Origin of the sequence: Arthrobacter ginkgonis (assembly GCF_039540195.1) — a bacterium.
Classification (GTDB): domain Bacteria; phylum Actinomycetota; class Actinomycetes; order Actinomycetales; family Micrococcaceae; genus Zafaria; species Zafaria ginkgonis.
In genome coordinates this window covers 1-25537 of sequence record NZ_BAABEO010000031.1, presented here as the reverse complement: position 1 = coordinate 25537, position 25537 = coordinate 1, and the positions used below count along the sequence as shown (strand labels likewise).

At 69.4% G+C, this 25537-nt stretch carries 25 protein-coding genes; 18 read left to right on the top strand and 7 right to left on the bottom strand.

The window, feature by feature from the left end:
• Positions 1-741: HNH endonuclease signature motif containing protein (locus ABD912_RS20790; protein ID WP_345153948.1), on the top strand; the 741-nt coding region annotated here is incomplete at its 5' end.
• A 218-nt stretch (positions 742-959) separates the two neighbouring features.
• Here ABD912_RS20790 and ABD912_RS20785 read toward each other — a convergent pair.
• Together ABD912_RS20785 and ABD912_RS20780 are read right to left on the bottom strand one after the other, a co-directional pair.
• On the bottom strand, positions 960-2147 hold the full coding sequence (locus ABD912_RS20785) for a CaiB/BaiF CoA transferase family protein (RefSeq protein WP_345153946.1): 1188 nt from the start codon (positions 2145-2147) through the stop codon (positions 960-962).
• Positions 2148-2369: 222 nt separating this feature from the next.
• Entirely contained in the window at positions 2370-3287 is a 918-nt protein-coding gene (locus tag ABD912_RS20780) for a ketopantoate reductase family protein (RefSeq protein WP_345153945.1), read from the bottom strand.
• A 645-nt stretch (positions 3288-3932) separates the two neighbouring features.
• Between ABD912_RS20780 and ABD912_RS20775 the strand changes: the two genes are divergently transcribed.
• The 9 genes from ABD912_RS20775 to ABD912_RS20735 all read left to right on the top strand — a co-directional run bounded on the left by ABD912_RS20775 (position 3933) and on the right by ABD912_RS20735 (position 13416).
• A complete protein-coding gene (locus ABD912_RS20775) occupies positions 3933-5444 on the top strand; it encodes an APC family permease (protein WP_345153943.1) in 1512 nt (503 codons plus the stop codon).
• A 105-nt stretch (positions 5445-5549) separates the two neighbouring features.
• A complete protein-coding gene (locus ABD912_RS20770; RefSeq protein WP_345153941.1) occupies positions 5550-6761 on the top strand; it encodes a cytochrome P450 in 1212 nt (403 codons plus the stop codon).
• Between the two features lie 47 nt (positions 6762-6808).
• Entirely contained in the window at positions 6809-7000 is a 192-nt protein-coding gene (locus tag ABD912_RS20765; protein ID WP_345153940.1) for a ferredoxin, read from the top strand.
• A 2-nt stretch (positions 7001-7002) separates the two neighbouring features.
• Positions 7003-8271, top strand: a complete 1269-nt coding sequence (locus ABD912_RS20760) for an NAD(P)/FAD-dependent oxidoreductase (protein WP_345153939.1) — start codon at positions 7003-7005, stop codon at positions 8269-8271.
• Between the two features lie 43 nt (positions 8272-8314).
• The gene (locus tag ABD912_RS20755; protein ID WP_345153937.1) at positions 8315-9730 is read left to right on the top strand and encodes a glutamine synthetase family protein; all 1416 of its coding nucleotides are present in this window, start codon (positions 8315-8317) and stop codon (positions 9728-9730) included.
• Entirely contained in the window at positions 9730-10440 is a 711-nt protein-coding gene (locus ABD912_RS20750; protein WP_345153935.1) for an ABC transporter substrate-binding protein, read from the top strand. The genes ABD912_RS20755 and ABD912_RS20750 overlap by 1 nt, the downstream gene beginning before the upstream one ends.
• Positions 10437-11177, top strand: a complete 741-nt coding sequence (locus tag ABD912_RS20745) for a gamma-glutamyl-gamma-aminobutyrate hydrolase family protein (protein WP_345153933.1) — start codon at positions 10437-10439, stop codon at positions 11175-11177. Before ABD912_RS20750 ends, ABD912_RS20745 begins: the two co-directional genes overlap by 4 nt.
• Positions 11174-12022 (top strand): gamma-glutamyl-gamma-aminobutyrate hydrolase family protein, encoded by an 849-nt coding sequence (locus ABD912_RS20740; RefSeq protein ID WP_345153931.1) that lies wholly within the window; start codon positions 11174-11176, stop codon positions 12020-12022. Before ABD912_RS20745 ends, ABD912_RS20740 begins: the two co-directional genes overlap by 4 nt.
• Positions 12023-12057: 35 nt before the next feature.
• The gene (locus tag ABD912_RS20735; RefSeq protein ID WP_345153930.1) at positions 12058-13416 is read left to right on the top strand and encodes an NAD-dependent succinate-semialdehyde dehydrogenase; all 1359 of its coding nucleotides are present in this window, start codon (positions 12058-12060) and stop codon (positions 13414-13416) included.
• Between the two features lie 48 nt (positions 13417-13464).
• Here the strand turns inward: ABD912_RS20735 and ABD912_RS20730 are convergent, their stop codons facing one another.
• From ABD912_RS20730 to ABD912_RS20715, 4 genes are all read right to left on the bottom strand, one after another.
• A complete protein-coding gene (locus ABD912_RS20730) occupies positions 13465-14181 on the bottom strand; it encodes a cache domain-containing protein (protein WP_345153929.1) in 717 nt (238 codons plus the stop codon).
• The gene (locus ABD912_RS20725) at positions 14178-14954 is read right to left on the bottom strand and encodes a FadR/GntR family transcriptional regulator (protein WP_345153928.1); all 777 of its coding nucleotides are present in this window, start codon (positions 14952-14954) and stop codon (positions 14178-14180) included. The genes ABD912_RS20730 and ABD912_RS20725 overlap by 4 nt, the downstream gene beginning before the upstream one ends.
• A 101-nt stretch (positions 14955-15055) precedes the next feature.
• Positions 15056-16441: an aspartate aminotransferase family protein gene (locus tag ABD912_RS20720; protein ID WP_345153926.1), complete on the bottom strand. Its 1386-nt coding sequence runs from the start codon at positions 16439-16441 to the stop codon at positions 15056-15058.
• Positions 16438-16875 carry an Lrp/AsnC family transcriptional regulator gene (locus tag ABD912_RS20715; RefSeq protein WP_345153924.1) on the bottom strand — a complete coding sequence of 146 codons (438 nt, stop codon included), beginning with the start codon at positions 16873-16875 and terminating at the stop codon, positions 16438-16440. Before ABD912_RS20715 ends, ABD912_RS20720 begins: the two co-directional genes overlap by 4 nt.
• A 294-nt stretch (positions 16876-17169) precedes the next feature.
• Between ABD912_RS20715 and ABD912_RS20710 the strand changes: the two genes are divergently transcribed.
• From ABD912_RS20710 to ABD912_RS20690, 5 genes are read left to right on the top strand one after another with little or no spacing between them, the layout of a single operon-like run.
• Entirely contained in the window at positions 17170-18423 is a 1254-nt protein-coding gene (locus ABD912_RS20710) for an ABC transporter substrate-binding protein (protein WP_345153923.1), read from the top strand.
• Between the two features lie 4 nt (positions 18424-18427).
• On the top strand, positions 18428-19576 hold the full coding sequence (locus tag ABD912_RS20705; protein WP_345153920.1) for an ABC transporter ATP-binding protein: 1149 nt from the start codon (positions 18428-18430) through the stop codon (positions 19574-19576).
• Positions 19573-20535, top strand: coding sequence for an ABC transporter permease (locus ABD912_RS20700; RefSeq protein ID WP_345153918.1), 963 nt, complete (start codon positions 19573-19575; stop codon positions 20533-20535). The genes ABD912_RS20705 and ABD912_RS20700 overlap by 4 nt, the downstream gene beginning before the upstream one ends.
• A 9-nt stretch (positions 20536-20544) precedes the next feature.
• Positions 20545-21342 carry an ABC transporter permease gene (locus ABD912_RS20695; protein ID WP_345153917.1) on the top strand — a complete coding sequence of 266 codons (798 nt, stop codon included), beginning with the start codon at positions 20545-20547 and terminating at the stop codon, positions 21340-21342.
• A gap of 44 nt (positions 21343-21386) precedes the next feature.
• Positions 21387-21863, top strand: coding sequence for a MarR family winged helix-turn-helix transcriptional regulator (locus ABD912_RS20690; RefSeq protein WP_345153915.1), 477 nt, complete (start codon positions 21387-21389; stop codon positions 21861-21863).
• 49 nt (positions 21864-21912) lie between these two features.
• Here ABD912_RS20690 and ABD912_RS20685 read toward each other — a convergent pair whose 3' ends face one another.
• On the bottom strand, positions 21913-24060 hold the full coding sequence (locus tag ABD912_RS20685) for a zf-HC2 domain-containing protein (protein WP_345153913.1): 2148 nt from the start codon (positions 24058-24060) through the stop codon (positions 21913-21915).
• Between the two features lie 557 nt (positions 24061-24617).
• Between ABD912_RS20685 and rpmB the strand changes: the two genes are divergently transcribed.
• The 3 genes from rpmB to rpsN are packed head-to-tail and all read left to right on the top strand — an operon-like array spanning position 24618 to position 25332.
• On the top strand, positions 24618-24854 hold the full coding sequence (gene rpmB, locus ABD912_RS20680; protein WP_345153911.1) for a 50S ribosomal protein L28: 237 nt from the start codon (positions 24618-24620) through the stop codon (positions 24852-24854).
• Positions 24854-25021: a 50S ribosomal protein L33 gene (gene rpmG, locus ABD912_RS20675; protein WP_149955989.1), complete on the top strand. Its 168-nt coding sequence runs from the start codon at positions 24854-24856 to the stop codon at positions 25019-25021. The genes rpmB and rpmG overlap by 1 nt, the downstream gene beginning before the upstream one ends.
• Before the next feature lie 5 nt (positions 25022-25026).
• Entirely contained in the window at positions 25027-25332 is a 306-nt protein-coding gene (gene rpsN, locus ABD912_RS20670; protein WP_345153907.1) for a 30S ribosomal protein S14, read from the top strand.
• Positions 25333-25537: the final 205 nt, after the last annotated feature.

The following is a 25537-nucleotide window of genomic DNA, read 5'->3' as shown; positions in this document are numbered from 1 at the left end:
ATCCCCGGCGAGGGCCACCGGGCGGCCGAACTGAACGGCCACGGGCCCATCGACGACGCCTCCGCCCGGCGCCTGGCCGCCCAAACCGCCACCTGGACCCGGCTCTACGCCACACCCGGATCCCTGGCCGTGGTCGGCATGGACCACCACCGCTACCGCCCCACCCCCGCCCAGCGCCGCGCCCTCTGGGCCGCCGACCAAACCTGCCGCTTCCCCGGCTGCCGGCGCAACGCGCTGGCCTGCGAACCCGACCACGTCCACGAACACCACCACGGCGGACCCACCGAACTGGGCAACCTCGCCAGCCTGTGCCGCAAGCACCACACCTACAAGAGCCTCGGCCTCTGGACAACCCGCATCGGAGCGGACCGCACCCTCGAATTCACCTCACCCGCAGGCCGCACCTACCGCACCGACCCACCCCTGCCCTGGCACACGGACCCGCCCGACCCGCCCCAGGACACCCAGCCCCACGATGCGCCAAGCACACCGTTTCCTGGACAGGCAAAGGTAACCAGCCATGCCTCGGACGCCGGGGGCCCCAGAAGCATCGGGGACACCGCAAACGGTAGGGAGACCGTCGGCAAAAGGGGAACGCGCACCGCGGCCCCAGCTGACGGTGGAAGCAGATGCCCTCTCCCGGGTTCGGGCGCGGATACCCGCACGAGTCGTCCCACCCGCCACTACGGCTGGGACACACCCGCAACCGCAGACCCCGACGACGAGGCTCCGCCCTTCTGATCTGCACCACCGGACCGACGCATTCCCATCGAATTGGCGCCCATGCGAGGGGCGCAGCCGCTGGGACAAGGCAGCTGAAAAAACCTGCCGCATCTCCCTGCGGGCCCCCAGTCGCAACAGTTGACAGCCCGCGCGCCCCTTTCCCAAGACATTCCGGCCGCTCGGCCTAGGAGGATTCAGCGCTGAGCACCAGGAACCGACCGGGAAGAATGGACCGCTCAGGCAGGGCCGCGCAGCCAGTCCAGCACGGGCCCGGTGTGCTCGCCGAGGGCTGGCGGGGCTTGGGTGCGTGCGGCCAGCCGCGGGGTCCAGGTGATGGGATGGCGCACCTGCTTCCCCACGGTCCGCCCGGAAGCGTCCTGCACCTCGATCACCGGATCCAGCCCCAACGCGTCGGCGTAGTCCAGGCCCTCGTCGATGCCAGCCACCTGCCCGGCCGGCACGCCGGCCCCGGCGAGCTTGTCCTGCCAGATCCGGGCCGGCGCGCCGGCCAGCGCTCGCTCCAGAAGCGGGATCAGCTCGCCGCGGTTGCGGACCCGGGCACTGTTGGTGGCGAAGCGTTCGTCGGCGGCCAGTTCCGGAGCGCCGAGCACGTCGACGAACCGGGCGAACTGGCCGTCGTTGCCGCAGGCCACCGCCAGCGGCCCGTCGGCGCACCCGAGCAGCTGGTAGGGCACGATCGAGGGGTGCTCGTTGCCCATCCGGCCCGGGACCTTTCCCGCGCCGAGGTACGCCTGGGCCTGGTTGGCCAGCGCCCCCTGCAGGCTGGAGAGCAGGTTCACCTCGATGCGGCTTCCGCGGCCCGTGGCCTGCCGGGCGTTCAGCGCGGCGAGGATGCCGATGGTGGCATCCTTGGCGGTGAGCACATCCACCAGCGCCACCCCGGCCTTGTAGGGGGAGCCGTCCGTTTCGCCGGTGATGCTCATCAGCCCGCCGAGGGCCTGGACGATGAAGTCGTAGCCAGGCAGCTCGGCCCCGCCGGCGGAGCCGAATCCGGAGATCGATGCGTAGACCAGCCCCGGGTTGCGCGAGGCGAGGTCCGCGTAGCCCAAGCCGAGCTTGTCCATGCCGCCGGGCTTGAAGTTCTCCACCAGCACGTCGGCGCGCAGGGCCAGTTCCCGGGCCAGGGCGCGATCCTGCGGGTCTGCGAGGTCCAAGCAGACGGATTCCTTGTTGCGGTTCACGCTCTCGAAGTACGTGGCGCCGGTGGGGGAGAACGGCGGGCCCCAGGCGCGGGTGTCGTCCCCGGAACCGGGGCGTTCCACCTTGACCACGCGCGCACCGAGGTCGGCCAGTGTCATGGTGGCCAGCGGTCCGGCCAGCACGCGGGAGAAGTCGGCGACGAGCACGCCCTCCAGGGGACGCTGCGCGGAAGACGACGGCGGGGGAGTGGGCTGGGAAGGCATCGGCGCCCTTTCGTACGGGAAGCAGTCAGGGAACCGCGGCCGGTTCCTGGAATGCCGCCCACTGTAGGAAGGGGCTCCGGGCAAGGGCATCGGACGTTCGGCCCAAGGGATTGGACGGATCGCACAACATGCAGAAATTGCCCAACGGGGACCGGCTGGGTGGTCCCCGTTGGGAAGCGTGATCGGACTCGATCACGCCGGCTTCCTGTGCCACTGCGGGGGCTATGCCCTGGCCATTGCCCGATCGTGTGTGCGCAGCTGCAGCAGGGCCAGGCTGGTCAACGGCACCTCAAGGCCGAAGCCCGCTGCGGTTGCGGCAAAGTGCCCCAGCAAGTGCTCGCCCTCGTGGGGCAGCCCGGCCGCCACGTCGCGGTAGAGCGATGAGGTGAAAACCGAGCCCGGCTCGGTTAGCATGTGCACCGTCGCGGCGTGCTCCGTGGCCGTGACTTCATGGCCGGCAGCCGCGGCCACACGCTCGGTCTCGGCGATGACTTGGTCAATGAAGGGTTGGCCGCCGGCGGCCATGATGTCTCCGATGGAGCCGCGCATGAGGCATGTGACCACGCCGGCAGCGGTAATGAAGGCCCACTTCTTCCACATCGCGTCAACGATGTCCGTTGCGAAGGTCAACTCATAGCCCGGAACGTCGAGCTGCTCCCGGATCTCCTCCAGCTTTCCGGTTGCCATTCCGTCCTGCGGCCCGAAATCCATGGTGGCGATCGGCTTGAGCTGGTGGATCGCGCCCGAGTCGGTGACGGTCGTGACCACCCGCACCAGGCCGCCGAGCACTCGCTCGGCCCCGAACCGGAGGTTGAGTTCGGGCATGTGGGCCATGCCGTTGAGGAAGGGCAGGATCAGGGTGTCAGGCCCTACCGCCGGGGCAATTTGGTCAAGGACCGGGGCCAGGGAGCCGGCTTTGACGGCGATGATCACCAAGTCGTAGGGGGCCGTGATCCGGTCTGCCGTCACCGTGTGGACAGCGACCGTTTCCTCCCCCTCCGGTCCGATCAGCTTCAAGCCGCCGCGCAGCTGCTCCGCCCGCCGGGGCCTCACCAGGAACGTCACATCCCGGCCGGCCTGACTGAGGCGGGCCCCGAAGTAGCCGCCCGTCGCCCCTGCCCCTGTAACCAGAATCTTCACGAATCCCTGCTCTCATACTGTCTGGGCCGCTTCGCCCGCCGACGCCCCTGATCCTATCGGCGATCACCCGGCCCCGGCGGAAGCACGGTGCTGGCGCATTTCGCCAAGGATTCCTGTTCCCACGGTGCGTTTGGGCGAAGAACGATGGCGGGTTCGGGCGTGAAACCGGACATCATCCTTTGGCCAAACGAGAAAAGCGCGGCACTCCCCGGCACCCCGGCACCCCAGCACCCGGGCGTCCCGCCCGCGCACCCCAGCACCCGGGCGTCCCGCCCGCGCACCCCAGCACCCGGGCGTCCCGCCCGCGCACCCCCGCCCGGGCGCCCCGCCCCGGCACCCCGGTGCCTCGGCCCCGGGGTGCCGGGAGGTGTGGGCAGTGGAGAAATCTTTCGGAAATGAAGTTTTTTGCAGTGTTTACGATCTTCGTGATCCGCGTCGCATTTTCTGCGATATACCCCCACTTAGCCTTGGCTAATAACGGATTAGCTCTCCTAGGTCCGCCTGAGCAACGGCTTCCCAAAAAATCTCTTGCCAAATAAAACATGCAGCTATACAGTTTTTAGTGATGAAGATCACGTGACGCCTATCACTGTGAGCCGTCAACATTCCCCTCCAAGCACCAGCCCCTCCCGCTGAAGGAGTTCCATGTCCGCCGAAATGACCCGTCCGGCCGAGGCGTCTGCCCCGGACGAAGATGCCGAGCATCTGGCCTCGCTGGGCTACTCGTACGAGAAGCAGTTCAAGCGCGAAATGACGTTCTGGGGCAACGTGTCCCTGGGGTTCACCTACCTGTCCCCGGTGGTGGGGATCTACTCGCTGTTTGCCATCTCGCTGGGCCTGGCCGGCCCGCCGATGTTCTGGTCTCTGCTCATCGTGGGCGCCGGCCAGCTCCTGGTGGCCCTGGTCTTCGGCGAGGTGGTTTCCAACTACCCGGTCGCCGGCGGTGTCTACCCCTGGTCGCGGCGCCTCTGGGGCCGCAAGTGGGGCTGGATGAACGGCTGGATCTACCTCATCGCACTGCTCGCGACGATCGCCTCCGTGGCCTACGCCTCCGGTCCGTACCTCGCCGCGTTCCTGGGGCTGGAGGGAACCGTCGACTCGACCATCCTTTCCGCCCTGGCCGTGATCGCGGTGGCCACCGTGCTCAACCTGATGGGCACCGGCGTGCTCAACAAGGTCGCGATGATCGGCCTCATCGCCGAACTCGGCGGCGCCGTCGTCGTCGGATTCTGGCTGCTGGTCTCCCACCGCAACCATGACTTGTCCGTCCTGTTCGACACCTTCGGCGCCGGCGAGGGCTCCGACTACTTCTTCGCCTTCGCTGCCGCCGGCCTGATCGGCATCTTCCAGTACTACGGCTTCGAGGCCTGTGGCGACGTCGCCGAAGAGGTCCCGAACCCCGGCCGGACCATCCCCAAGGCGATGCGCATGACCATCTACATCGGCGGCGCCGCCGCGATGTTCGTCTGCCTGTCGCTGATCCTGGCCGTTCCCGACTTCGCCGCCGTCATCTCCGGCGCGGACGCCGACCCGCTGACCAACGTCCTGATGGCCGCCTTCGGGCCCGTCGGCTTCAGGGTCGTCATCGGCGTCGTGCTGATCTCCTTCATCTCCTGCGTGCTCAGCCTGCAGGCCGCCGCCAGCCGCCTGACCTACTCGATGGCCCGCGACCGGATCCTTCCGTTCAGCGGCGTGCTGGGCCGCTTCAGCGAAAAGCGCCACGTCCCGCCCTACGCCCTGCTGATCGCCGCCCTCTTCCCGGCCCTGGTGGTCGTCGGATCGAAGGTTTCCGAGGACGCACTGGTCGCCATCATCTCCTTCGCCGCCATGGGCATGTACATGGGGTTCCAGATGGTCGTCCTGGCTTCCCTCCGGGCACGGCTGAAGGGCTGGAAGCCGGCCGGGAAGTTCACCCTGGGTGCCTGGGGCCTGCCGGTCACCGTGCTGGCCCTGGTCTGGGGCGTGTTGGGCATGGCCAACATGGCCTGGCCGCGGACCCCGGAAGCCGGCTGGCTGTCCAACCACATCGTCCTGATCTCCTCGGTCGCGGTGGTGGCCATCGGCGCCCTCTATATGGCGGTCCGCAAGCCCCACCTGCTGGGCGATGCCCCCGCGGGCGACGCCGGCCTGGCCCGCGAACGCGCGGACGTCCGCTAACCCCCTCCGCTAACTCACCCTCGACGGGCCGTACCCCACACGGCCCGTCCCCACCCCCAACTCTCCCCACCTACCTCCCGCCCCGCCCGCGAAAGGAACCGCGCCATGAGCGTCGAGACCGCCCACCTGCAGCAAGACATCCCGTACCTGGACATCTCCGATCCGGCGTTCGCCATGCAGTCCGAGCAGCTGCGCGACGCCCGCGAGCGCAGCTGGTACGCGCGGACCAACTACGGGATCGCGGTGCTCCGCTACGACGAGGTCAGCAAGCTGCTCAAGAGCCCCAAGCTCATCCAGGGCAGCGCCAAGTGGCCGGCCCACAACGGCGTCCACGGCGGGCTGTTCTTCGACTGGTGGACCAAGAACCTGCTGGTCCTGGAGGGCGAGGACCACCACCGCATCCGCCGGCTGCTCAACCCCGCCTTCTCCCCGCGCCTGATCAAGGACCTGGTGCCGCGTTTCCAGGCCCTGGCCAACGAGCTCGTCGATGCCTTCATCGACAAGGGCGAGTGCGAATTCATCGCCGACTTCGCCGAGCCCTACGCCACCCGGGTGCTGACCATCCTGCTGGGCATCCCCGAGACCGAATGGCCGACGATTGCCCGGCTGGCCTCCACCGTGGGCCTGGCCCTGGGGGTCACCTTCAAGCAGGACCTGGAAAAGGTCGACGCCGCCGTTGCCGAGCTCTACGAGTACGCCGAGGACCTCATCCGGGACCGCCAGCAGAACCCCGGCGAGGACTTCGTCTCCCGCCTGGTGCTGGCCAGCCGCGACGGCGACAAGCTCAGCGACGAGGAACTGCGCAATGCCCTGGTCCTGCTGATCTTCGGCGGGATGGACACCACCCGCAACCAGCTGGGCCTGGCCATGCAGTCGTTCATGCGCAACCCGGAGCAGTGGGAGCTGCTGGCTGAGCGCCCCGACCTCGGCGGCAAGGCCGTGGAGGAGGTCATGCGGATCAACCCGACCGTCACGTGGGTCACCCGCGAGGCCGTGGAGGACTTCAGCTACCAGGGGCTGGACATCAAGGCCGGCACCACGGTGCACCTGTTCACCCAGGCCTCCGGCACCGACCCGAGGGCCTTCCCGAACCCGGAAATGGACCTGCTCGGGGAACACCCGGCGCACTACGGCTTCGGCGGAGGCGTGCACCACTGCCTGGGACACTTCGTGGCCCGCGCCGACATGAGCGAGGCGCTGCCGCTGCTGGCCCAGCGCATCGCCAACCCCCACCTGGCCGGCGGCGACGAATGGCTGCCCGACTCCGGCAACACGGGTCCGATCCGCCTGCCCATCGCCTTCACCAAGCGCGCCTAGCCGGCGTCCCCAACACCTGCACCACGCCACCAGAAACGAGAAACACCATGGCCCAGATCAGCGTTGACCTCAAGCTCTGCGACAACCACGGACAGTGCGCCATCTCCGCGCCTGCCGTCTTCCGGATGAACGACGACGGCGTCCTTGAATTCGAGGAGACCTTCGACGACGCGCTGCTCGACGAGGTCGAGGAAGCCATCGACGTCTGCCCCCTTCAGGCGATCTTCCTCAAGGACTAGACATGCCCGAACAGACAATGCCCGAACGGATCGTCATCGCCGGCGCCTCGCTCGGGGGCCTGCGCGCCGCCGAGCAGTTGCGCTCCGCCGGCTGGGAGGGGGAGCTCGTCGTCATCGGCGACGAGGCCCATCCCCCCTACAACCGGCCTCCGCTGTCCAAGGAGATGCTGGCCCGGCCGGGCACCCCGGAGGAGGCGCTCGCCGCGCTGGCCTTCAGGCCGCGGCGCAGCGCCACCGGCATCACCTGGAAGCTCGGATCCGGCGTCGCCGCGGCGAACCTCGCCCGGCGCACGGTAACAACGCACGACGGCGAGGTGCTGGGCTTCAGCGGCCTGGTCGTCGCCACCGGGCTGCGCCCGGCCCGCGTGCCCGTCCCCGGCCCGCTGGCCGGACGGCACGTGGTGCGCACGCTCGAGGACACCCTGGCCCTGCACACCGACCTGGTGCCCGGGGCCCGCGTGGCGGTGGTCGGCTCCGGCTTCATCGGCTGCGAGGTCGCCGCGACCGCCAGCGGCCTCGGCTGCCGGGTCACCCTCATCGAGGGCACGTCCGGCCCGATGGAACGCCCGCTGGGCGCGGAACTGTCCTCCGGGGTGCGCCGGATGCTCAACGACCACGGCGTCGCCACGCTGGCCGGGACCCGGGTCATCCGCTTCCTCGGCGGGCAGCGGTGCACCGGCCTCGTGCTCGCCGACGGCCGCGTCCTGGAGGCCGACGTCGTCGTCGAGGCCGTGGGATCCCACGCCAACACCGAGTGGCTCCAGGGCAACGGGCTGGATCTGGACAACGGTGTCGAATGCGACGAACACCTCCGGGTCCTTGACTCCGCAGGCACCCCGGTGGCCGGGGTCGTCGCGGTGGGAGACATCGCCCGCTACCCGGACCCCCTGGCCGGCGGACCGGCCCGGAGGGTCGAGCATTGGGCCACCCCGACCGACACCGCGAAGATCGCCGCCCCGACGCTCGTGGCCGGCCTGCGCGGCGAGGAACCGGGGCCGGCCGCCTCCCCGCTGCCCTCGTTCTGGACCGACCTGTTCGCCCTCCGCATCCAGGGCGTCGGGTCCCCGGCCCGGGCCGACGCCGTCGGGATCCTCGAGGGCGACCCGGCCCGGCCCGCGGACGGCGTGGCGCTCGGCTACTACCGCGAGGAGCGCCTCATCGGTGCCGTGACCGCCGGCCTGCCCGCCCAGAAGCACCTCCAGTACCGGCAGGCGGTGCTGGACGCCCAAGCCTCGGGCTCCCGAGTGCCGGAACCCCTGCCCGCCGCCTAGGGCCACCAAGAAGATTTAGACCAGCAGAAAAGAGTTGATCCCCATGACCCTGCAAGCCATCCGATCCGAAACGGACGCCCTGCTGGACCGCAACGCCTTCGCCGCTCACCAGGAGCGGAACCTCGCCCCCGACGTCGTGCGGGAGCTGGGCCGGAAAATCGAGGAGGCCGGCGTCGAGTACATCTACTACGCGCTGCCGACCATCGGTTCGCGCATGGTGGCCAAGATGGTGCCGGCCAACCACTTCCGCCGCAACCTGCAGAAGGGCATCGCGTTCCACCGCACCGCGCTGTCCGACCTGCAGAACGACCGCCACGGGAACCTGATCGGCGGCGGCATCGAGGCCCGCGAATTCTGGGCCCTGCCGGAGCCGGACACCTTCGTGGTGCTGCCCTGGGACACCTCCGTGGCCCGCATCTTCTGCACCGCCTACGAGCCGCCCCACCTGCCGGAGGTCGGCGGACGCCCGCTGGCCATCGACACTCGGTCCCTGCTGATCCGCTCCCACGAGGCGTTCACCGCCCGCACCGGCTTCGAGGTCCGCTCCGGCACCGAGCCGGAGATGACCTGGGAGGGCCCGGGGCTGGAGGTCACCAAGAAGCCCGGCTCCAGCCCGGCCTACCAGGTCGAGAACCTGGAGCGGATGCGCCCCATCTACAAGCAGCTGGTGACCTACGCCAAGGCCATGGGCCTGGACATGATCGAGGGCGACTACGAGGACGACGGCCAGCTGGAGCTGAACTGGATGTTCGACCGGGTGGAGCGCACCGCCGACCGGCTGGTCACCTACCGGCAGATCTGCAAGCAGGTCGCCCGCGAGTTCGGCGTCACCGCCTCCTTCATGCCCAAGCCCTACAACGGCCAGATGGGCAACGGCTGCCACCACAACGTCAGCCTCTGGAAGGACGGCACCAACGCCATGGAGGAGGCCGGCAGGGTGGAACTGCACGTCTCCGACACCGCCCGGCACGCGATCGGCGGGGTGCTCGCCCACGCGCAGGGCTCGATGGCGGTCATGGCCTCCACCGTGAACTCCTACAAGCGCTTCTGGGACGCCGGCCAGTTCGCCCCCTCCACCGCCAACTGGGGCCTGGACTCGCGCGGCTGCCTGGTCCGCATCTCCGCGAACGGGCGCATGGAGTACCGCGTGCCGGACGCGGCGGTCAACCCGTACCTGTCCCACACGCTGCTCATCGCGGCCATGGAGGACGGCCTGAACCGCAAGCTGGACCCGGGAGCCCCGGACGAGGCCACCGACAACGTCCCGGCCGTCGGCACCCAACTGCCGCTGACCCTGGGCGAGGCCACCGAGGCGTTCGTGGCCGACACCTACCTCACCGGCCAGCTGCCCGCCGACCTGGTCTCGATCTACACGCAGCTCAAGACCGAGGAATGGGCCCGCTACTGCGGTGCGATCACCGAGTGGGACCGCGAGATGTACTGGGAGACGATGCCGTAATGCGACCGCTGAAACTTGCCTGCATCGACGCCGAGGCCCCGCCGCTGTTCGGCCTGCGCGACGCGGCCGGCCGCCGCTCCGGGTACGAGCCGGCCGCCGCAGAACTGGTCGCCGCCCGCATGGGCCGCGGCATCGAATGGGTGGTGCTGGACTGGGACGAGATGCTGCCGGCCGTGGTCGGGCACCGGGTCGACGCCGTCTGGTGCGGCCAGGGCATCATTCCCGAACGTGCCGCCGTCGTCGACTTCACCCGGCCCTACGCGATCTTCGACGAGACCGTGCTGGTGTCCAAGGGCGACCCGGCCCGCTCCGCCGCCGACCTGGTCGGCTACCGGGTCGGGGCCATCGAGGGCAGCGCCAACATGCGCCTGGCCCGGACGTTCGAGGGCGCCGAACCGGTCCCGTTCTCCGGCGAGGACGTCTACAACCAGATGCTCGACGCCGTCGCGAACGGAAGCATCGACGCCATGGTGGACGACGACGTCGTGCTGGTCCCGCTGGGCGACGACCCGCGCTACGACGTCGCCTTCACCGTCCGCACGCGCAACCCCTGGGGGATCGGCGTGGCCAAGGACAACCCGGGCCTGCGCGCCGAGTTCGACGCCGCGCTGGGCGCGGTGATCGCCGACGGCAGCCTGGAACGGGTGTGGAACGAGTGGATGCCGTCGCTGGAGTTCCCCTTGGATGATGTGGTGGGGGTCCGGGCATGAGCGGCCGCCGGCCGCTGGTGGGCGTCCCCGGGATGTGGTCCGCGAAGGTGCAAGGCATGCGCTTCGCGGGGGTGGCGGTTGCCGCGGAGGTGCTCCGCTCGATCGACCGCGCCGGCGGGGAGCCGGTGGTCCTGTTCCCCGGCAGCGCCGAGGGACCGGCCGAGCAGCTGGCCCGGGTCGATGCGGTGGTGCTGCCCGGTGGTGCGGACGTGGACCCGCGGCTGTACGGGGCCGAACCCGACGAACACCACTGGCCGGCCGACCACGACGGCCAGGACCGGTTCGAGGCCGGGATCCTCGCCGGCTGCCTGGAGGCCGGAGTGCCGCTGCTGGCCATCTGCCGCGGCCTGCAGCTGCTCAACGTCACCCGCCGCGGGACGCTGATCCAGCACCTGGAACCAGGGCCGGTCCAGCACAAGGACGCGATCCACCCGGTCGCCGTGTCCCCGGGGTCCCTGCTGGCCTCCGCCACCGGTGCGTCCCGGGTGCACGTCTCCTCCTACCACCACCAGGCGGTCGGGATCATCGGCGAGGGCCTGGTGGCCACCGCCACCGCGGAAGACGGAGTGGTGGAGGCCCTGGAGGTTCCGGGCGCACCGCTGCTGGCCGTGCAGTGGCACCCGGAGGACACCGCCGCCACCAGCGCGGAGGACCACGCCCTCTTCGCGTGGGTGATTGAGGCCGGGCGGCAGCGCCGGGACGCGTGCGCCGAGTTCGCCGCGGCGGCCGCCCTGTGACCGCCGAACAGCCGAGCGGGGCCGGGCTGCGGGTGGATCCCGCGGATGTGGTGCCCGCCGGCTTCGACGGCCTGCCGGGGGACGCGCCGCGGATCGCCGTCGTCGTCTCCCTGGCCTTCCCGGGCATGACGGAGCAGACGCACGCCCTGATGGAGCGGTTCACCCGGACCGCCTTCGAGGCGCTGCTGGCGTCCGGGGCCCGCGCCGAGCTGGTGGACAGCGCGGCGGAGGACCTGGTGCCGGAGGCGGAGCTGGCAGGCTACGACGGCGTGCTCTTCCTCGGCGGCGGGGACGTCGACGGGGCGCTGTACGGGCACCACGGGGAGGTGCCGAACTCCTACGGCGTGGACCGGCGGGCGGACGAGTACTGCCTGGAGCTGATCCGCGGCGTGCTGGACCGCGACCAGCCGCTGCTGGCCATCTGCCGCGGATCGCAGCTGCTCAACGTGGCCTGCGGCGGCACGCTGGTCCCGGACCTGGACCCGTGGCACCTGCACCGCGGCGGGCCGGGCCGGCCGATCTTCCTGGACGAGGAGGTCGCGCTGGTGCCGGGCTCGCGGATCGCCGCCATCCTGGGCCGGGACCGGGCCACGGTGCGCTCCGGCCACCACCAGGCGGTGGGGGCCGTGGCCCCGGTGTTGTCCGTGGCCGCCCTGGCCCGCGACGGCGTGGTGGAGGGAACCGAGCACCGGGAAAAGTCCTGGGTGGTCGGGGTCCAGTGGCACCCGGAGGACGCGGACGGCAGCGCCGCGGACCGCGCCCTGATCTTCGGGGCCTTCGCGGAGGCCTGCGCACAGGCACCTGGTAAGAGGCAGGCGCTGGCTACCACAGTCACCAGAATGTAGGCCGCCCGGAGCGGCCCCTACCGAAAGGCAACCCTTTGTATCAGGTCATCAACCCCGCCACCGGCGAACTGCTCGCCGAATACCCCAACGCCACCGACGCCGAGGCCCGCGAGGCCGTGGACCGCGCACACCGGGCCCACCTGTCCTGGCGGGACACCCCGCTCGCCGAACGCGCCCGGCTGGTCGGCCGCGCCGGGGAACTGTTCGCCGAGCGGGCCGAGGAACTCGCGGCGATCATCACCCGCGAAATGGGCAAGCGCATCGCCGAAAGCCGCGGCGAACTGGAGACGGTCGCCGAGATCTTCGCGTACTACGCCCAGAACGGACCGGAGCAGCTTCGCGACGAGCCGCTGGAGATCCAGGGCGGGCGGGCGCTCATCCAGAAGCGTCCGGTCGGCGCCCTGATCGGCATCATGCCGTGGAACTACCCCTACTACCAGGTGGCCCGCTTCGCCGCTCCCAACCTGGTGCTGGGCAACACGATCATCCTCAAGCACGCCCGCAGCTGCCCCGAATCGGCCGCCGCCATCGAGACGGTGCTGCACGACGCCGGCCTCCCCGCCGACGCCTACATCAACCTGTACGCCACCAGCGCCCAGATCGCCGAGATGCTGGCCGATCCCCGGATCCAGGGCGTGTCCCTGACCGGCTCCGAACGCGCCGGCGCCGCCGTCGCCATGGAGGCCGGACGGAACCTGAAGAAGGCCGTGCTCGAGCTGGGCGGATCGGATCCGCTGGTGCTGCTGGACACCACGGACCTGGACCGGACCGTGGCGACCGCCGTCGCCGCCCGCATGGGCAACAACGGGCAAGCCTGCAACGCCCCCAAGCGGATGATCGTCATGGCGGACCTCTACGACGACTTCGTCGCCAAGCTGGCGGATGCGATGTCCGACTTCAAGCCCGGCGACCCCGCGGACCCGAGCACCACGCTGGCGCCCATGTCCTCCCAGACCGCCGCCGACGAGCTCGTCGGGCAGATCGAGGACGCCGTCGCCCAGGGCGCCGTGCTGCACACCGGCGGCCGCCACATCCCCGGCCCGGGCGCCTTCGTCGAGCCGGCGGTGCTCACCGGCGTGACGCCGGGCATGCGCGTCTACCACGAGGAGCTGTTCGGACCCGCCGTCGTCGTCCACCGGGCCGCAGACGAGGACGAAGCCGTGGCACTGGCCAACGACACGGCCTTCGGGCTCGGATCCGGGGTCTTCAGCGCCGACCCGGAACGGGCCCGCCGGGTCGGGGACCGGATCGAGGCCGGGATGGTCTACATCAACCGCGCCGGCGGATCGCAGGCGGACCTGCCCTTCGGCGGCATCAAGCGCTCCGGCGTCGGGCGCGAGCTGGGTGCCTTGGGCATGGAGGAGTTCATGAACAAGAAGATCGTTCGGCTCTGAACCGGCCTGAGGCCCCCGTGTCCCGGCAGGCGCCGGGACACGGGGGCCTCAGGATTGGGTGCCGCGCAGCAGGCCCAGATTCAGGTGGGGGACCGGCAGCGGGACCATCCGGAAGCCCTCGGGCCGGCTCTTGATCCGCTCGCCGACCAGGAACCTGCCGGAGTTGCCGAGGATCACGCGGTCCTCGTTGCCGTTCACCAGGGCGGCGTCGCCCGGGACGGGCCGGATCATCGGGATGAACACGTGCTCCAGGTCGCGCACGCGCAGGTCGCAGCCGGCCACGCCGATGAACTCCCCGCGGACGTAGCACGGGACGGTGCAGGTCACGATGTATTCGTTGAAGCCCAGGTAGTCCACGTACGGGCCGGCTATGGTCGGCTGTCCGGTCCGCGCGGCGTCGGAGAACCACGGCAGCTGCTCGTAGTCGTAGAAGCTGTTGCCCTCCGGGGCAAGGTCGAAGCCGAGCTTGTCGATCTGGTTCCGCTCGTCCCTGACCCACCACTCCAGCACGCCTTCGGTGTCCTTGATCCAGGCCACGGAGAAGATGACGCCGGCGCCGACCACGTCCGGGTGCGAAACCAGGAAGTCCGTGGACCGCTCGCGCAGCCCCGCGAGGTCCCGCGTGGTGACCCGGGTGCGTCCGCCCAGCGCCGCTTCAAGCAGGCGCCCCACCTCGCCCGAGAGGCTGCCCAGGTCCTGGTACAGGGCGTTGAGCCAGCCCGCGATCGATTCGACGGCGGCCTCCGCCAGGTCCTGCGAACTCACATGCTCTCCCTCACATCGTCTTCCGGGGTCCGGTCCGTGTAGCTCAGCGTCAGCTTGGTGTCGATCAGGTGGTAAATGTTCCGGCGGATGTGCTCCAGCGCCAGCCGCTGGGCCGCCGCCGGGTCGTCCCGCCGGATCGCCTCCACCATTTCGAGGTGTTCGGAGGCCGCGGCTTCGGTGCTGTATTCCCCGGCCAGCGGGGTCCACAGGACCTGGCTGATTTCGCCCTGGAGCCGTATCTCCGCCGCCATCAGCCGGGGCGACTGGGCGGCCACCGCCAGCTCGATGTGGAAACGGCTGTCCGCCCGGGCCTGGGCTTCGGGGGTGTCGGCGCGCGCCTGGGCCCTGGCCAGCTGCTCCAGCCGGTCCAGTTCCTTGGGGTCCGCGCGGTCGCAGGCCAGGCGCACCGTGGCGGCCGCGATGGACGCGTGTTCGTCCCCCAAATCGCGCAGTTCGGCCAGGGACGTCTCCGCCAGGTACCGCCGCATCAGGTCCCGCGCCGCCGTCGGGGCCTTGACGACGAACGTTCCGCCGTTGCGTCCCCGGCGGGTTTCGACGACGCCCCGTTCGCGCAGGGAAGCCAGCGCGTCCCGCAGGGTGGCGCCGGCGACGCCGAACATCTCGGAGAGCTCGGACTCGGTCGGCAGCCGCTCGCCTTCGCGCAGCATGCCCAGCGAGATGGCCGTGGAAATCCGCTGCGCGATGGTGTCCGCCCGCTCCAGGGCGGGAAGGGTCCGGTAGATCTGCGACTGCAAAGCAGGCAGCGAGGCCATGGGACCTCCGTTCTGGTGCGGCCATCGGCGGACGGCAAATGGGCTGTTCCCAATATATCCGCCGGTGCGGCAGGTACCCGGAAAGCCCGCCGGCGGGGATCCTAGAGGTGGTTCAGGCCCTCCGTGAGCACGGACCGGAGGATGGATTCGATCTGGTCGAACTCCCTCTGGCCGATGGTCAGCGGCGGAGCCAGCTGGACCACGGGATCCCCGCGGTCGTCCGCCCGGCAGTACAGGCCGGCGTCGAACAGCGCCCCGGAAAGGTACCCGCGCAGCAGGCGCTCGGACTCCTCGTCCGTGAACGTCTCCTTCGTGGCCTTGTCCTTGACCAGTTCGATCCCGTAGAAGTAGCCTTCGCCGCGCACGTCGCCCACGATCGGCAGGTCCAGCAGCCGCTCCAGCGTGGAGCGGAAGGCCGGGGCGTTCTCCTTGACGTGGCCGTTCAGGCCCTCGCGCTCGAAGATGTCCAAGTTGGCCATGGCGACGGCGGCGGACACCGGGTGACCGCCGAAGGTGTAGCCGTGGTAGAACGTGGTGTCCCCGCGCGTGAAGGGCTCGAACAGCCGGTCGGAGGCGATCATCGCGCCGATGGGGGAGTAGCCGCTGGTCAGGCCCTTGGCGCAGGTGATGATGTCCGGCACGTAGCCGAAGTCCTCGCACGCGAACATCGAGCCGATCCGCCCGAACGCGCAGATGACCTCGTCGGAAACCAGCAGGACGTCGTACTCGTCGCAGATCTCGCGGACCCGCTGGAAGTACCCGGGCGGCGGCGGGAAGCAGCCGCCGGAGTTCTGCACCGGCTCCAGGAACACCGCGGCGACAGACTCCGGCCCTTCGAACTCGATCGCCTCCCGGATGCGCTCGGCGGCCCAGAGCCCGAACTCCTTCTCATTGTCCGCATGCTCCTGCGGCGCCCGGTAGAAGTTGGTGTTCGGGACGCGGAAGGTGCCCGGCACCAGCGGCTCGAACGGGGTCTTCATCCCCGGGATCGAGGTGATGGACAGGGCGCCCTGGGGCGTGCCGTGGTAGGCCACCGCGCGGGAGATCACCTTGGTCTTGCCCGGCTTGCCGGTGAGCTTGAAGTACTGCTTCGCCAGCTTCCAGGCGGATTCGACGGCCTCTCCGCCGCCGGTGGTGAAGAAGACGCGGTTCAGGTCCCCCGGCGCGTAGTGCGCCAGCCGCTCGGCCAGGTCGATCGCCGGTTCGTGCGCGTAGGACCACAGCGGCATGAAGGGGAGCTTCTCCGCCTGCTTGGCGGCGACCTCGGCCAGCTCGGCGCGGCCGTGGCCAACCTGGACCACGAAGAGCCCGGCGAGGCCGTCGATGTAGCCCTTGCCGGCGTCGTCGTAGATCATGTGGCCCTCGCCCCGGGTGATGACCGGAACCGTGCCGCCGTCGGCCAGGTTCGAGTGGCGGGCCATGTGCATCCAGAGGTGGTCGCGGGCGGCCTGCTGGCGGTCGGTGCCGCGGGGAGTGGTGCTGGTCATCGGGTACCCCAGTTGTATTCCTGCTTGCGGAGGGAAAGGTAAAGGAGCGCTTCGGTGTCGCGCACGCCGTCGATCTCGCGGACGGCATTGATGATGCGCAGCAGTTCCTCGTCGTTGGCGCAGACCACCTCGGCCAGGACGTCGAAGGAGCCGGCGGTCACTACGCAGTAGTCGACCTCCGGCAGGGCGGAGATCCGGTCCGCCGTGGCCACCATGTCCCCGGTGGTCCGGATCCCCAGCATGGCCTGCCGGTGGAAGCCCAGCTGCAGGGGATCGGTAACGGCCACGACCTGCATGGTCTTGCTGTCGATCAGCTTCTGGACCCGCTGGCGTACCGCCGCCTCGCTGAGGCCCACGGCCTTGCCGATGGCCGCGTACGACCGGCGTCCATCGGCCTGGAGCTGTTCGATGATGGCCTTGCTGGTCGCATCCATGGCGGCTCCGTTGCTGGGCTGGGAGTGGGGCGGTTGGGCCACCGGGCACCGACCTTTCGGGGGAGCGTTGGAAGCGGTCGAGGGGACTTCCGCCCTGTCAGCAACCGAGCCTAGTCCTAAAGAATCAGTTGTGGAAGGCTCGTAAGGCAACCGATTTCGCGACGAAACAAAATCTTTACAACTCAAACTATTGTCCGCGGATTGGCTCACCTGCCATGATCCAAACCACAGGATCAAGCAGCCACGAGCCGGGAGCCACCCCGCGCGCCGGTGGCCGTCCCTAGGAGACCGCATATGAGACCCCAGCTCCCCAACGACCGCCTCAACGATCCCGCCCTGCGCGAGCTCGTGAGGGCGCAGGCCAGGATGCAGCAGACCAGGGCGCAAATGACCCGGCGCACCCTGCTGCGCGGGGCCGGGGGCCTGGGGCTGGCCGGCCTGCTCGCCGCCTGCGGCACCGGCGGCACCGGCACCGGCGGCCAAAGCGCCGCGCCGAGCGCGGCGGCGGACCTTTCCGGCACCGACAAGGCCGTGAACTGGGCCAACTGGACGCTCTACCTGGACTACGACGACAAGACCCGCACCTACCCGACCCTGGTGGAGTTCGAAAAGCAGACCGGCATCCGGGCCAACTACGCCGAGGACATCGACGGCAACGACAGCTACTACGGCAAGATCCAGGCCCAGCTCTCCGCCGGGCAGGACATCGGCCAGGACATCATCACGCTCACCGACCCGATGGCCGGGCGCATCATCCGCCAGGGCTACACCCAGGAACTGAACCACGCGAACATCCCCAACATCGCGAACCTGCTGCCCTCGCTGCAGGACGTCGGATTCGACCCGGGCCGCAAGAACTCCCTGACCTGGCAGTCCGGCTACGCCGGCATTGCCTGGAACAAGGAGGCCGTGCCGGGCGGGCTGAGGAGCGTCGATGACCTCTGGAAGCCCGAGCTGAAGGGCCGCGTCGAGGTGCTCGACGAGTGGCGCGACACGATCGGGCTGATCATGATGCAGAACGGCATCGACATCTCCGGGGACTGGACCTCCGACGACTTCGACGCCGCGCTGGCTGTCCTCGACGAGCAGATCGCTTCCGGCCAGATCCGCCAGGTCAAGGGCAACTCCTACAAGGAGGACCTGGTCAGCGGCGACGCGCTCGCCGTCATCTGCTGGTCCGGGGACATCACGCAGTTGAACTTCGAAAACGACGACAAGTGGGAGTTCGCCATCCCCGAGGCCGGCGGCACCCTGTGGAGCGACAACATGATGGTTCCCATCGGTTCGCCGCGCAAGACCAACGCCGAAAAGCTGATGAACTACTACTACGAGCCCGAGGTGGCCGCGACCGTGGCAGCCTACGTGAACTTCATCTGCCCGGTCGAGGGCGCCCGCGAGGCGATGGAAAAGATCGACCCCACGCTCGTGGACAACCCGCTGATCTTCCCCACCGACGAGGACCTGGCCCGCACCAAGGTCTTCCGCACGCTGACCGCCGAAGAGGAGACCGACTACGGGTCCCGCTTCCAGCAGACGATCGGGGCCTGAGGCGATGGCGCTCCAGGCAGAGGAAACGCTCCGGAAGGGGACCGCCGAAGGCCACGACCTGGTCCTGGCCAACGTCACCAAGCGCTTTGCGGACTTCACCGCCGTCGACGACCTCTCCCTGACCGTCCCGGCGGGGTCGTTCTTCGCGCTGCTGGGCCCCTCGGGCTGCGGCAAGACCACGACGCTGCGGATGGTCGCGGGCCTGGAGCAACCGACGTCGGGGAGCATCGGCATCGGCGGCCGCGACGTCACCACCCTGCCCCCGTACCGGCGGCAGGTGAACACGGTCTTCCAGTCCTATGCGCTCTTCCCGCACATGTCGATCCTCGACAACGTGGCCTTCGGGCTCAAGCAGCGCCGGGTGCGCGACGCCCAGGCGCAGGCGAAGGCCGCGCTGGCCATGGTCGAGCTGGAACACCTAGGGGCACGCAAGCCCGCCCAGCTCTCCGGCGGCCAGCAGCAGCGCGTTGCGCTGGCCCGCGCCCTGGTCAACCGGCCGGCGGTGCTGCTGCTGGACGAACCGCTCGGGGCCCTGGACATGAAGCTGCGCCGGCAGATGCAGGTGGAACTCAAGGCCATCCAGACGGAGGTCGGGCTCACGTTCATCCACGTGACCCACGACCAGGAGGAGGCCATGACCATGGCGGACACCGTCGCGGTCATGAACCAGGGCAAGGTGGAGCAGATGGGGCCGCCCCGGGAGCTCTACGAGCTGCCGCGGACCGCCTTCGTGGCCAACTTCCTGGGCAAGTCGAACCTGATGAAGGGCCGCGTCGCCGAGGACCTGGGGCAGGGCATCGGGGTCGACGTCGCCGGCACGCGGGTGGTCCTGCCCAAGTCCCGGGCCGCCGAGCACAACGGCTCCGTCGTCGTCGGGGTGCGTCCCGAAAAGATGCGCATCCAGCGGATGGACGCCCCCTTCCCCGCCACCGCCAACCAGCTCGTGGGCACGGTTGTGGACGCCTCCTTCACCGGCGTGAGCACCGAGTACCTGGTGGACACCCCCGGCGTCGGGCTGGTGGGCACCTTCTCGCAGAACCTGGGCCAGGACCCGGCCTCGCCGGGGGACAAGGTCCGCCTGCTGTGGGAGCCGGAATACTCGTTCGGACTGGCCGGCGACGAGGACACCAGTGCGGGCGAGGTCGGGCCGTGAGCGCACCCGCCGACGTCCGGACCCGGAACGACGCCGGCCGCAGGCGCGGCGGGCGCGCACCGGAGGACTGGCGCAGCCCGGAGGAACTCGCCGCCGAGAAGAAGCGCGGACGGATCGGACAGTTCCTGGTCCTGCCCGGCTTCATTTTCCTGCTGCTGTTCTTCGTCGCGCCGGTGGTGGTCCTGCTGGCCATGTCCCTCTACACCAGGCCGCCCGGGGCGGAGATCGGGCAGTTCGCCCCGGCGCTGCAGTTCTCCAACTACGCGGTGGTGCTGCGGGAGTACTGGGACGTGCTGCTGCGCTCCTTCGGATTCGCCCTGATCGCCACGCTGGCCGCGCTGCTGATCGGCTACCCGATGGCCTATCTGGTGGCGGTGCGGCTGCGCGCCCACCGGCTGCTCCAGGGCATCCTGCTGGTGCTGCTGATTGCTCCGTTCTTCTCCAGCTTCATCCTGCGTACCCAGGCCTGGAAGCAGATCCTGGCGGACGAGGGACCCGTCGTCGGGGTCTTGAGGGCCGTCGCGATCCTGCCCGCGGACGGCCGGCTCACCGCGACGGCGTTCGCCGTCGTCTGCGGCCTGACCTACAACTTCCTGCCGTTCATGACGCTGCCGATCTACGCGAGCCTTGAACGCCTGGACACCCGGCTGCTGGAGGCGTCCGGGGACCTGTACGCCAGCCCGATGCGGACCTTCCGGCAGGTGACGCTGCCGCTGTCGATGCCGGGGGTCTTCGCCGGCACGCTGCTGACCTTCATCCCCGCCTCGGGCGACTACGTCAACGCCGCGCTGCTGGGCAACAACCGCGACACCACCATGATCGGCCAGGTCATCGACTCCCGCTTCTTCCGCGTGGTGGACTACCCCGGCGCCGCGGCGCTGAGCTTCATCCTGATGGTGGCCATCCTGATCCTGGTCATGATCTACGTCCGGCGCTTCGGCACCAAGGACCTGTTCTAGGGGCATGGCATGAGACAGAGAATCGGTCGGTGGATCATCCCCGTCGTGGGCGGGCTGGCCTTTGTGTACCTGCTGGTGCCGATCGCCTACATCTTCGCGTTTTCCTTCAACGACGCCGGCCGCACCAATCTGGTGTGGCGCGGGTTCACGCTGGCGAACTGGCAGAATCCCTGCGGAGCTCCGCAGGTCTGCGAGTCGCTGGTGAACTCGCTGCAGGTCGGCCTGGTCGCCACCCTGGTCGCCACGGTGCTGGGGACGGCGATCGCGCTGGGGCTGGTGCGCTACAGGTTCCGGTTCCGGAACACCGCTGACCTGCTGATCATCCTGCCGCTGGCCACCCCGGAGGTGGTGCTGGGCGCTTCGCTGCTGGCCCAGTTCCTGAACCTGGGCTGGAACCTCGGCTTCGCCACAGTCGTCATCGCCCACATCGTTTTCTGCATGGCGTTCGTGGTGGTGACGGTCCGGGCGCGCGTGGCCGGGCTGGACCCGCGACTGGAGGAGGCCGCCAGCGACCTCTACGCTTCCCCGCTGGCCACGTTCCGGAAGGTCACGCTGCCGCTGCTGCTGCCGGGCATCGTCGCGGCTGCGCTACTGTCCTTCGCCATGAGCTTCGACGACTTCATCATCACCAACTTCAACTCCGGCAACTTCGACACCTTCCCGAAGTTCATCTACGTCGCCGCCACCCGCGGCATCCCGGCGCAGGCGAACGTCATCGGTTCGGCCATGTTCCTGGTGGCGCTGTTCGTCGTCGTGATGGGCCAGATCATCTCCTACCGCAAGCGCAAGGCGCTGGCGGCCCGCTGAGCCCGGGAGCAGGGCCGGGGCCGCGCTGTGAAAAGATGGAGCCCATGACCGAACCCCGTTGGCTCTCCCCGTTGGAACGCGATGCCTGGCTGGCGCTGCTGGCCGTGGCGACCCGCCTGCCGAGCCGACTGGACAGCGAGCTGCACAAGCAGGCCCGCATCACCCTCTTCGACTACAACGTCCTGGCCATGCTCTCCGAAAGCGAGGGGCGCCTGCTGCCGATGAGCGAACTGGCTTCCCGCACCAATTCATCGCTGTCCCGGCTGAGCCACGTGGCGAAGAAGCTCGAGGGCCGCGGCTGGCTGGAACGGCACCAGAGCGCCGAGGATGCCCGGGTCACCATGGCCCACCTGACGGACGAGGGCATGGACATGCTGGTCGGGCTCGCCCCCGAACACGTCGAATCCGTGCGCCGCATCATCTTCGACGGGCTCACCGAGCGCGACGTCGACGACCTGGCCCGGATCGGCCGCAAGATCACCGCGGAGATCGACCCGGAGCACTGGATCCTCCGCCGCTGAGGCACCCCGGTACCCGTGCACCGTTTCCCGGGAAACGGTGCACGGTGCCCTATGGCGCGTCGCCGATCTCCAACTGGAAGTCGCGGTACCGCGAGTAATGCCGGTGCTTGGGCAGGAAGTCCCTGGTCCGCGAGAAGGACGACTGCCCGGAGTCGGGCTCCGAAACCTCGACCGTCGTTTCCGGGACGGGCAAGGGATTCGACCCGCCTTGGCCGCCAGCTCCGCCGGCTCCTCCGGCACCCCCAGCCCCGCCGGCACCGCCAGCTCCTCCGGCGCCCCCAGATCCAGTGGACCCGCCGGCCGAGTCCCCACCCGCCGGCGCGCCGCCGTCCGCCGGCTTGGACCCGCTGGTGCCGCCGGGCTGCGTGGGATCGGGCAGGACGGCCGGGACGTCGGCCGACGGCTGGCCGGTCTTGGGGGAGTCGGGGGAAGAAGGCGCGGGATTGCGGGTCTTGGGTGCCGTGGTGGCCGGCGCGTCGGCACCCGGCCCATTGGAACCCGGCGTGGACTGCGTCCCGCCGTCCGAAGGCGTGGTGGCCCCACCGGCGTCCGCTCCATTGCCTGCGCCGTCCGTTTCCGGGGCCTCCGCGGTTTCCGAGGCCGGCGATTCGGCCGCGTCCGAGGAAGACGGCGACGTTGTTTCGCTGCCGCCCGTCGACTGCGTCGGGTGTAGGGAGGGCCCCTCCACGGTGGTCATCGGGACCACCTCCGAAACCACGCCGGTTGCGCCGGAGGGCAAGGGCAGCGGCAGGGTCCCGTTGGCCGCGAACGCGACCCCGGCCACCAGCATGCCGGTGGTTCCCGCGAGTGCCACGGAGGGAAGGAGGCGCCGCCGGATCCCGACCTTGCTCGGCTTCCGGCGGCCGGCGGCCGGGCGGGGCCGTGCGCCGTCGGCGTCGACCTTAAGTGCGGGGAAGGACTGCGTGGCCGGTCCGGGGGAGTGCTTCGGGACGATCGGATCGGGTGCGCTCTTCTGCGCCGCTGTGTTTTTTTCCTGCGCCACAGTGCTTTCCTGCACCGCTTGGCTCGCCTGCACCGCTGCGCTGCTGGGCCCGGCGAGGGCTACCTCGAAGGTCGTGGTGGAGGAACTGGTGGTTGCGGGGCCAATGGGCACGGCCTTATTGGGCGCAGCGTCGCTGGCCGCCGCATCATTCGCGGCCAGGTCGGAGAGGGCGACGACGGTGGGTCCGGCGCCGCTGGGGGAGCCGCTGGGTGAAAGGTCCAAGGGGCCGGCGACGATGGACACTGCGCTGGTGGGGGTGGCATCGATGGCCGCCACTTGGTCCACCGCGGGGACGGCCAATTCGGGGACGGCTTCTGGGGCAGATTCTTGGACAGCGGCTTCCTGGACAGCGGGTGCCGAACCATCGAGCAGCGGCAGCAGGGACGCGGCCCCGGACCCCAGGAACAGCGGGGCGATGACCGTGAGCAGGCCCGTGCTGATGTCCCCAACCTCCGCCAGCGCCGCGTCGCATCGGGGGCAGGTTCCCAAGTGCTCCTCGAACTTGAGCACGGCACGGGGGCCGAGGGCCCCGTCCAAGTGGTCGCCCAGGCGGTGGCATTGCTCGGCGAACTCGCTGGAGGCAGCGGCGCCGTGGGCCTCCAGGTAGGAGGCGCGCAGTCCCTCGCGGGCCTCCCCGGCCACCGAGGCCACCGCATCGACGCCGCCAGCATCAACGCGGAAGCCCAGCCCCTCGGCGACCTCGGCGGGCGGGGCGTTCTCGATCTCGAGGCGCCACAGGACTTCCTGCCAATGCCCGGGCAGGGACTTGAAGGCTTCGACGAGGAGCCCGGATTCCCGCTGCTCCATGACCGGGTCCGCATCGCGGTCACCCGGTTCGAAGAGCGCAAGTCCGTCAGCCACGCGGGGGGCGGGGTCGTGGCGGTTGGCGGCGAACGCCTTGCGGCTGGCCAGGCAGGCCAGCCAAGCGCGGAGAGCGTCGCCGCACTCATTGCCTTGGCGTATCAGCTCCAGCAGGTCGGCAAAAGCATCGACGGCAACGTCTTCGGCGAGGGCGCGGTCCTCAAGCCGGGCGCCCGCGGTGCGCACCGCGGCACCGTAATGGCGCGCGTAGAGGACGGCGATGGCCTCCGCCGTGTTGCCGGCCCCCGCGGGGTCAGCGTGGCTGGCCCGGATCGCGGCGGCCAGCTCGGCGTCGGGCAGCCCTGCGAAGGCGTTGGTCGATGAAGTGTCCATCAGTCTCCTGGTCGAATCACCCTGGGCCCCACCCGAGGGCAGGCGGCTTGCTCCGTCCGCGCAGCAAGCCGTGCTTATATTCCCAACCGCGGGCTACGGCAACGGTAAAGGCGTGTCTTTATTAAACCGTTATAGTCTAACGGCCCCTGGAGGGGATGGCACAGAGTGTTTAGTCAGCCCCGCGAGTCGGCCGTAAGGAGCCGGAAATCCTGGGCGAACCCCGGCGTCGGGCCGGTTTGGGTTAAAGTGCCCGGGTGCCCTAGGATGGTAGGGCGTTAAGTCAAGCATGCCCAAGTGGTGTGCCTGGCTGCCCGTAAAACCGAATATCGCGGTCCAACCGAGTGGGGAAAAACGCTTGACCGGACCCGAGGTTCACCGTCTTTTCGCGTGCTAAAGGCGCTTCGGTTGGTTCTCACCCAGCCTGGTTCCCTTCGTTAAGTCGCAGTAATAACGGTGTCACAACTGGTGGCGGGACTCTGGAACGCGGATGCAGAAGCAGCTCAGCGCTGCATCTGCGACGAGTACCGCCAATATTTACTACTACTGGAGGAGTGATCATGGCAGCTGTATGCCAGGTGACCGGTGCAGTCCCGAACTTCGGGCACAGCATCTCCCACTCGCACCGTCGTAACAAGCGTCGGTTCGACCCGAACATTCAGAAGAAGCGCTACTGGGTTCCGTCCCTGCGCCGCAACGTCACGCTGACCCTGTCGGTCCGTGGCATCAAGACCATCGACGTGCGCGGCATTGACGTCGTCGTCGCTCAGCTACTTGCGAAGGGTGTGAAGCTCTAATGGCAAAGGACAAGGACGTACGTCCGATCATCAAGCTGAAGTCCACCGCCGGCACCGGTTTCACCTACGTGACCCGCAAGAACCGTCGTAACGACCCGGACCGCATGGTCCTGAAGAAGTACGACCCGGTCATCCGCAAGCACGTCGAATTCCGTGAGGAGCGCTAAGCACTATGGCGAAGAAGTCCAAGATCGCTCGTAACGAGCAGCGCAAGGTCGTTGTCGAGCGCTACGCCGCGAAGCGTGCCGAGCTCAAGAAGACCCTGGTCGACGAAAACGCGACCGACGAGGCCCGCGAGGCTGCCCGCCTCGGCCTGCAGAAGCTGCCCCGCAACGCCTCCCCGGTGCGCGTCCGCAACCGCGACGCCATCGACGGCCGTCCGCGCGGTACCTTCCAGAAGTTCGGCATTTCCCGTGTCCGCTTCCGCGACATGGCCCACAAGGGCGAACTGCCGGGCATCACCAAGTCCTCCTGGTAAGCCCCTAGGCTTCCGGACAACGAAGGCCGCACCCCGTTCGGGGTGCGGCCTTCGGGCATTTAAGCGTGGCCGTGCAAACGCGGTCCCCGGATCCGACGGAGCGGGCGGGCCATACCGTCGGATCCGGGGACCGCGTCCGGTCCCGCGCGTGGCTATCCGGGGATGCCGGTGAACTCGTTGGGGGTATGCGGCAGTTCCGTGCTGC

Bases quoted from the DNA above. Each gene is read 5' to 3' on its own strand.
- ABD912_RS20770 (WP_345153941.1), top strand. From the start codon at position 5,550: ATGAGCGTCGAGACCGCCCACCTGCAGCAAGACATCCCGTACCTGGAC.
- ABD912_RS20785 (WP_345153946.1), bottom strand. From the start codon at position 2,147: ATGCCTTCCCAGCCCACTCCCCCGCCGTCGTCTTCCGCGCAGCGTCCC.
- ABD912_RS20765 (WP_345153940.1), top strand. From the start codon at position 6,809: ATGGCCCAGATCAGCGTTGACCTCAAGCTCTGCGACAACCACGGACAG.
- ABD912_RS20745 (WP_345153933.1), top strand. From the start codon at position 10,437: ATGAGCGGCCGCCGGCCGCTGGTGGGCGTCCCCGGGATGTGGTCCGCG.
- ABD912_RS20760 (WP_345153939.1), top strand. From the start codon at position 7,003: ATGCCCGAACAGACAATGCCCGAACGGATCGTCATCGCCGGCGCCTCG.
- ABD912_RS20755 (WP_345153937.1), top strand. From the start codon at position 8,315: ATGACCCTGCAAGCCATCCGATCCGAAACGGACGCCCTGCTGGACCGC.
- ABD912_RS20775 (WP_345153943.1), top strand. From the start codon at position 3,933: ATGTCCGCCGAAATGACCCGTCCGGCCGAGGCGTCTGCCCCGGACGAA.
- ABD912_RS20690 (WP_345153915.1), top strand. From the start codon at position 21,387: ATGACCGAACCCCGTTGGCTCTCCCCGTTGGAACGCGATGCCTGGCTG.
- ABD912_RS20715 (WP_345153924.1), bottom strand. From the start codon at position 16,875: ATGGATGCGACCAGCAAGGCCATCATCGAACAGCTCCAGGCCGATGGA.
- ABD912_RS20720 (WP_345153926.1), bottom strand. From the start codon at position 16,441: ATGACCAGCACCACTCCCCGCGGCACCGACCGCCAGCAGGCCGCCCGC.
- ABD912_RS20695 (WP_345153917.1), top strand. From the start codon at position 20,545: ATGAGACAGAGAATCGGTCGGTGGATCATCCCCGTCGTGGGCGGGCTG.
- ABD912_RS20685 (WP_345153913.1), bottom strand. From the start codon at position 24,060: ATGGACACTTCATCGACCAACGCCTTCGCAGGGCTGCCCGACGCCGAG.
- ABD912_RS20725 (WP_345153928.1), bottom strand. From the start codon at position 14,954: ATGGCCTCGCTGCCTGCTTTGCAGTCGCAGATCTACCGGACCCTTCCC.
- ABD912_RS20710 (WP_345153923.1), top strand. From the start codon at position 17,170: ATGAGACCCCAGCTCCCCAACGACCGCCTCAACGATCCCGCCCTGCGC.
- rpmB (WP_345153911.1), top strand. From the start codon at position 24,618: ATGGCAGCTGTATGCCAGGTGACCGGTGCAGTCCCGAACTTCGGGCAC.
- ABD912_RS20705 (WP_345153920.1), top strand. From the start codon at position 18,428: ATGGCGCTCCAGGCAGAGGAAACGCTCCGGAAGGGGACCGCCGAAGGC.
- ABD912_RS20750 (WP_345153935.1), top strand. From the start codon at position 9,730: ATGCGACCGCTGAAACTTGCCTGCATCGACGCCGAGGCCCCGCCGCTG.
- rpsN (WP_345153907.1), top strand. From the start codon at position 25,027: ATGGCGAAGAAGTCCAAGATCGCTCGTAACGAGCAGCGCAAGGTCGTT.
- rpmG (WP_149955989.1), top strand. From the start codon at position 24,854: ATGGCAAAGGACAAGGACGTACGTCCGATCATCAAGCTGAAGTCCACC.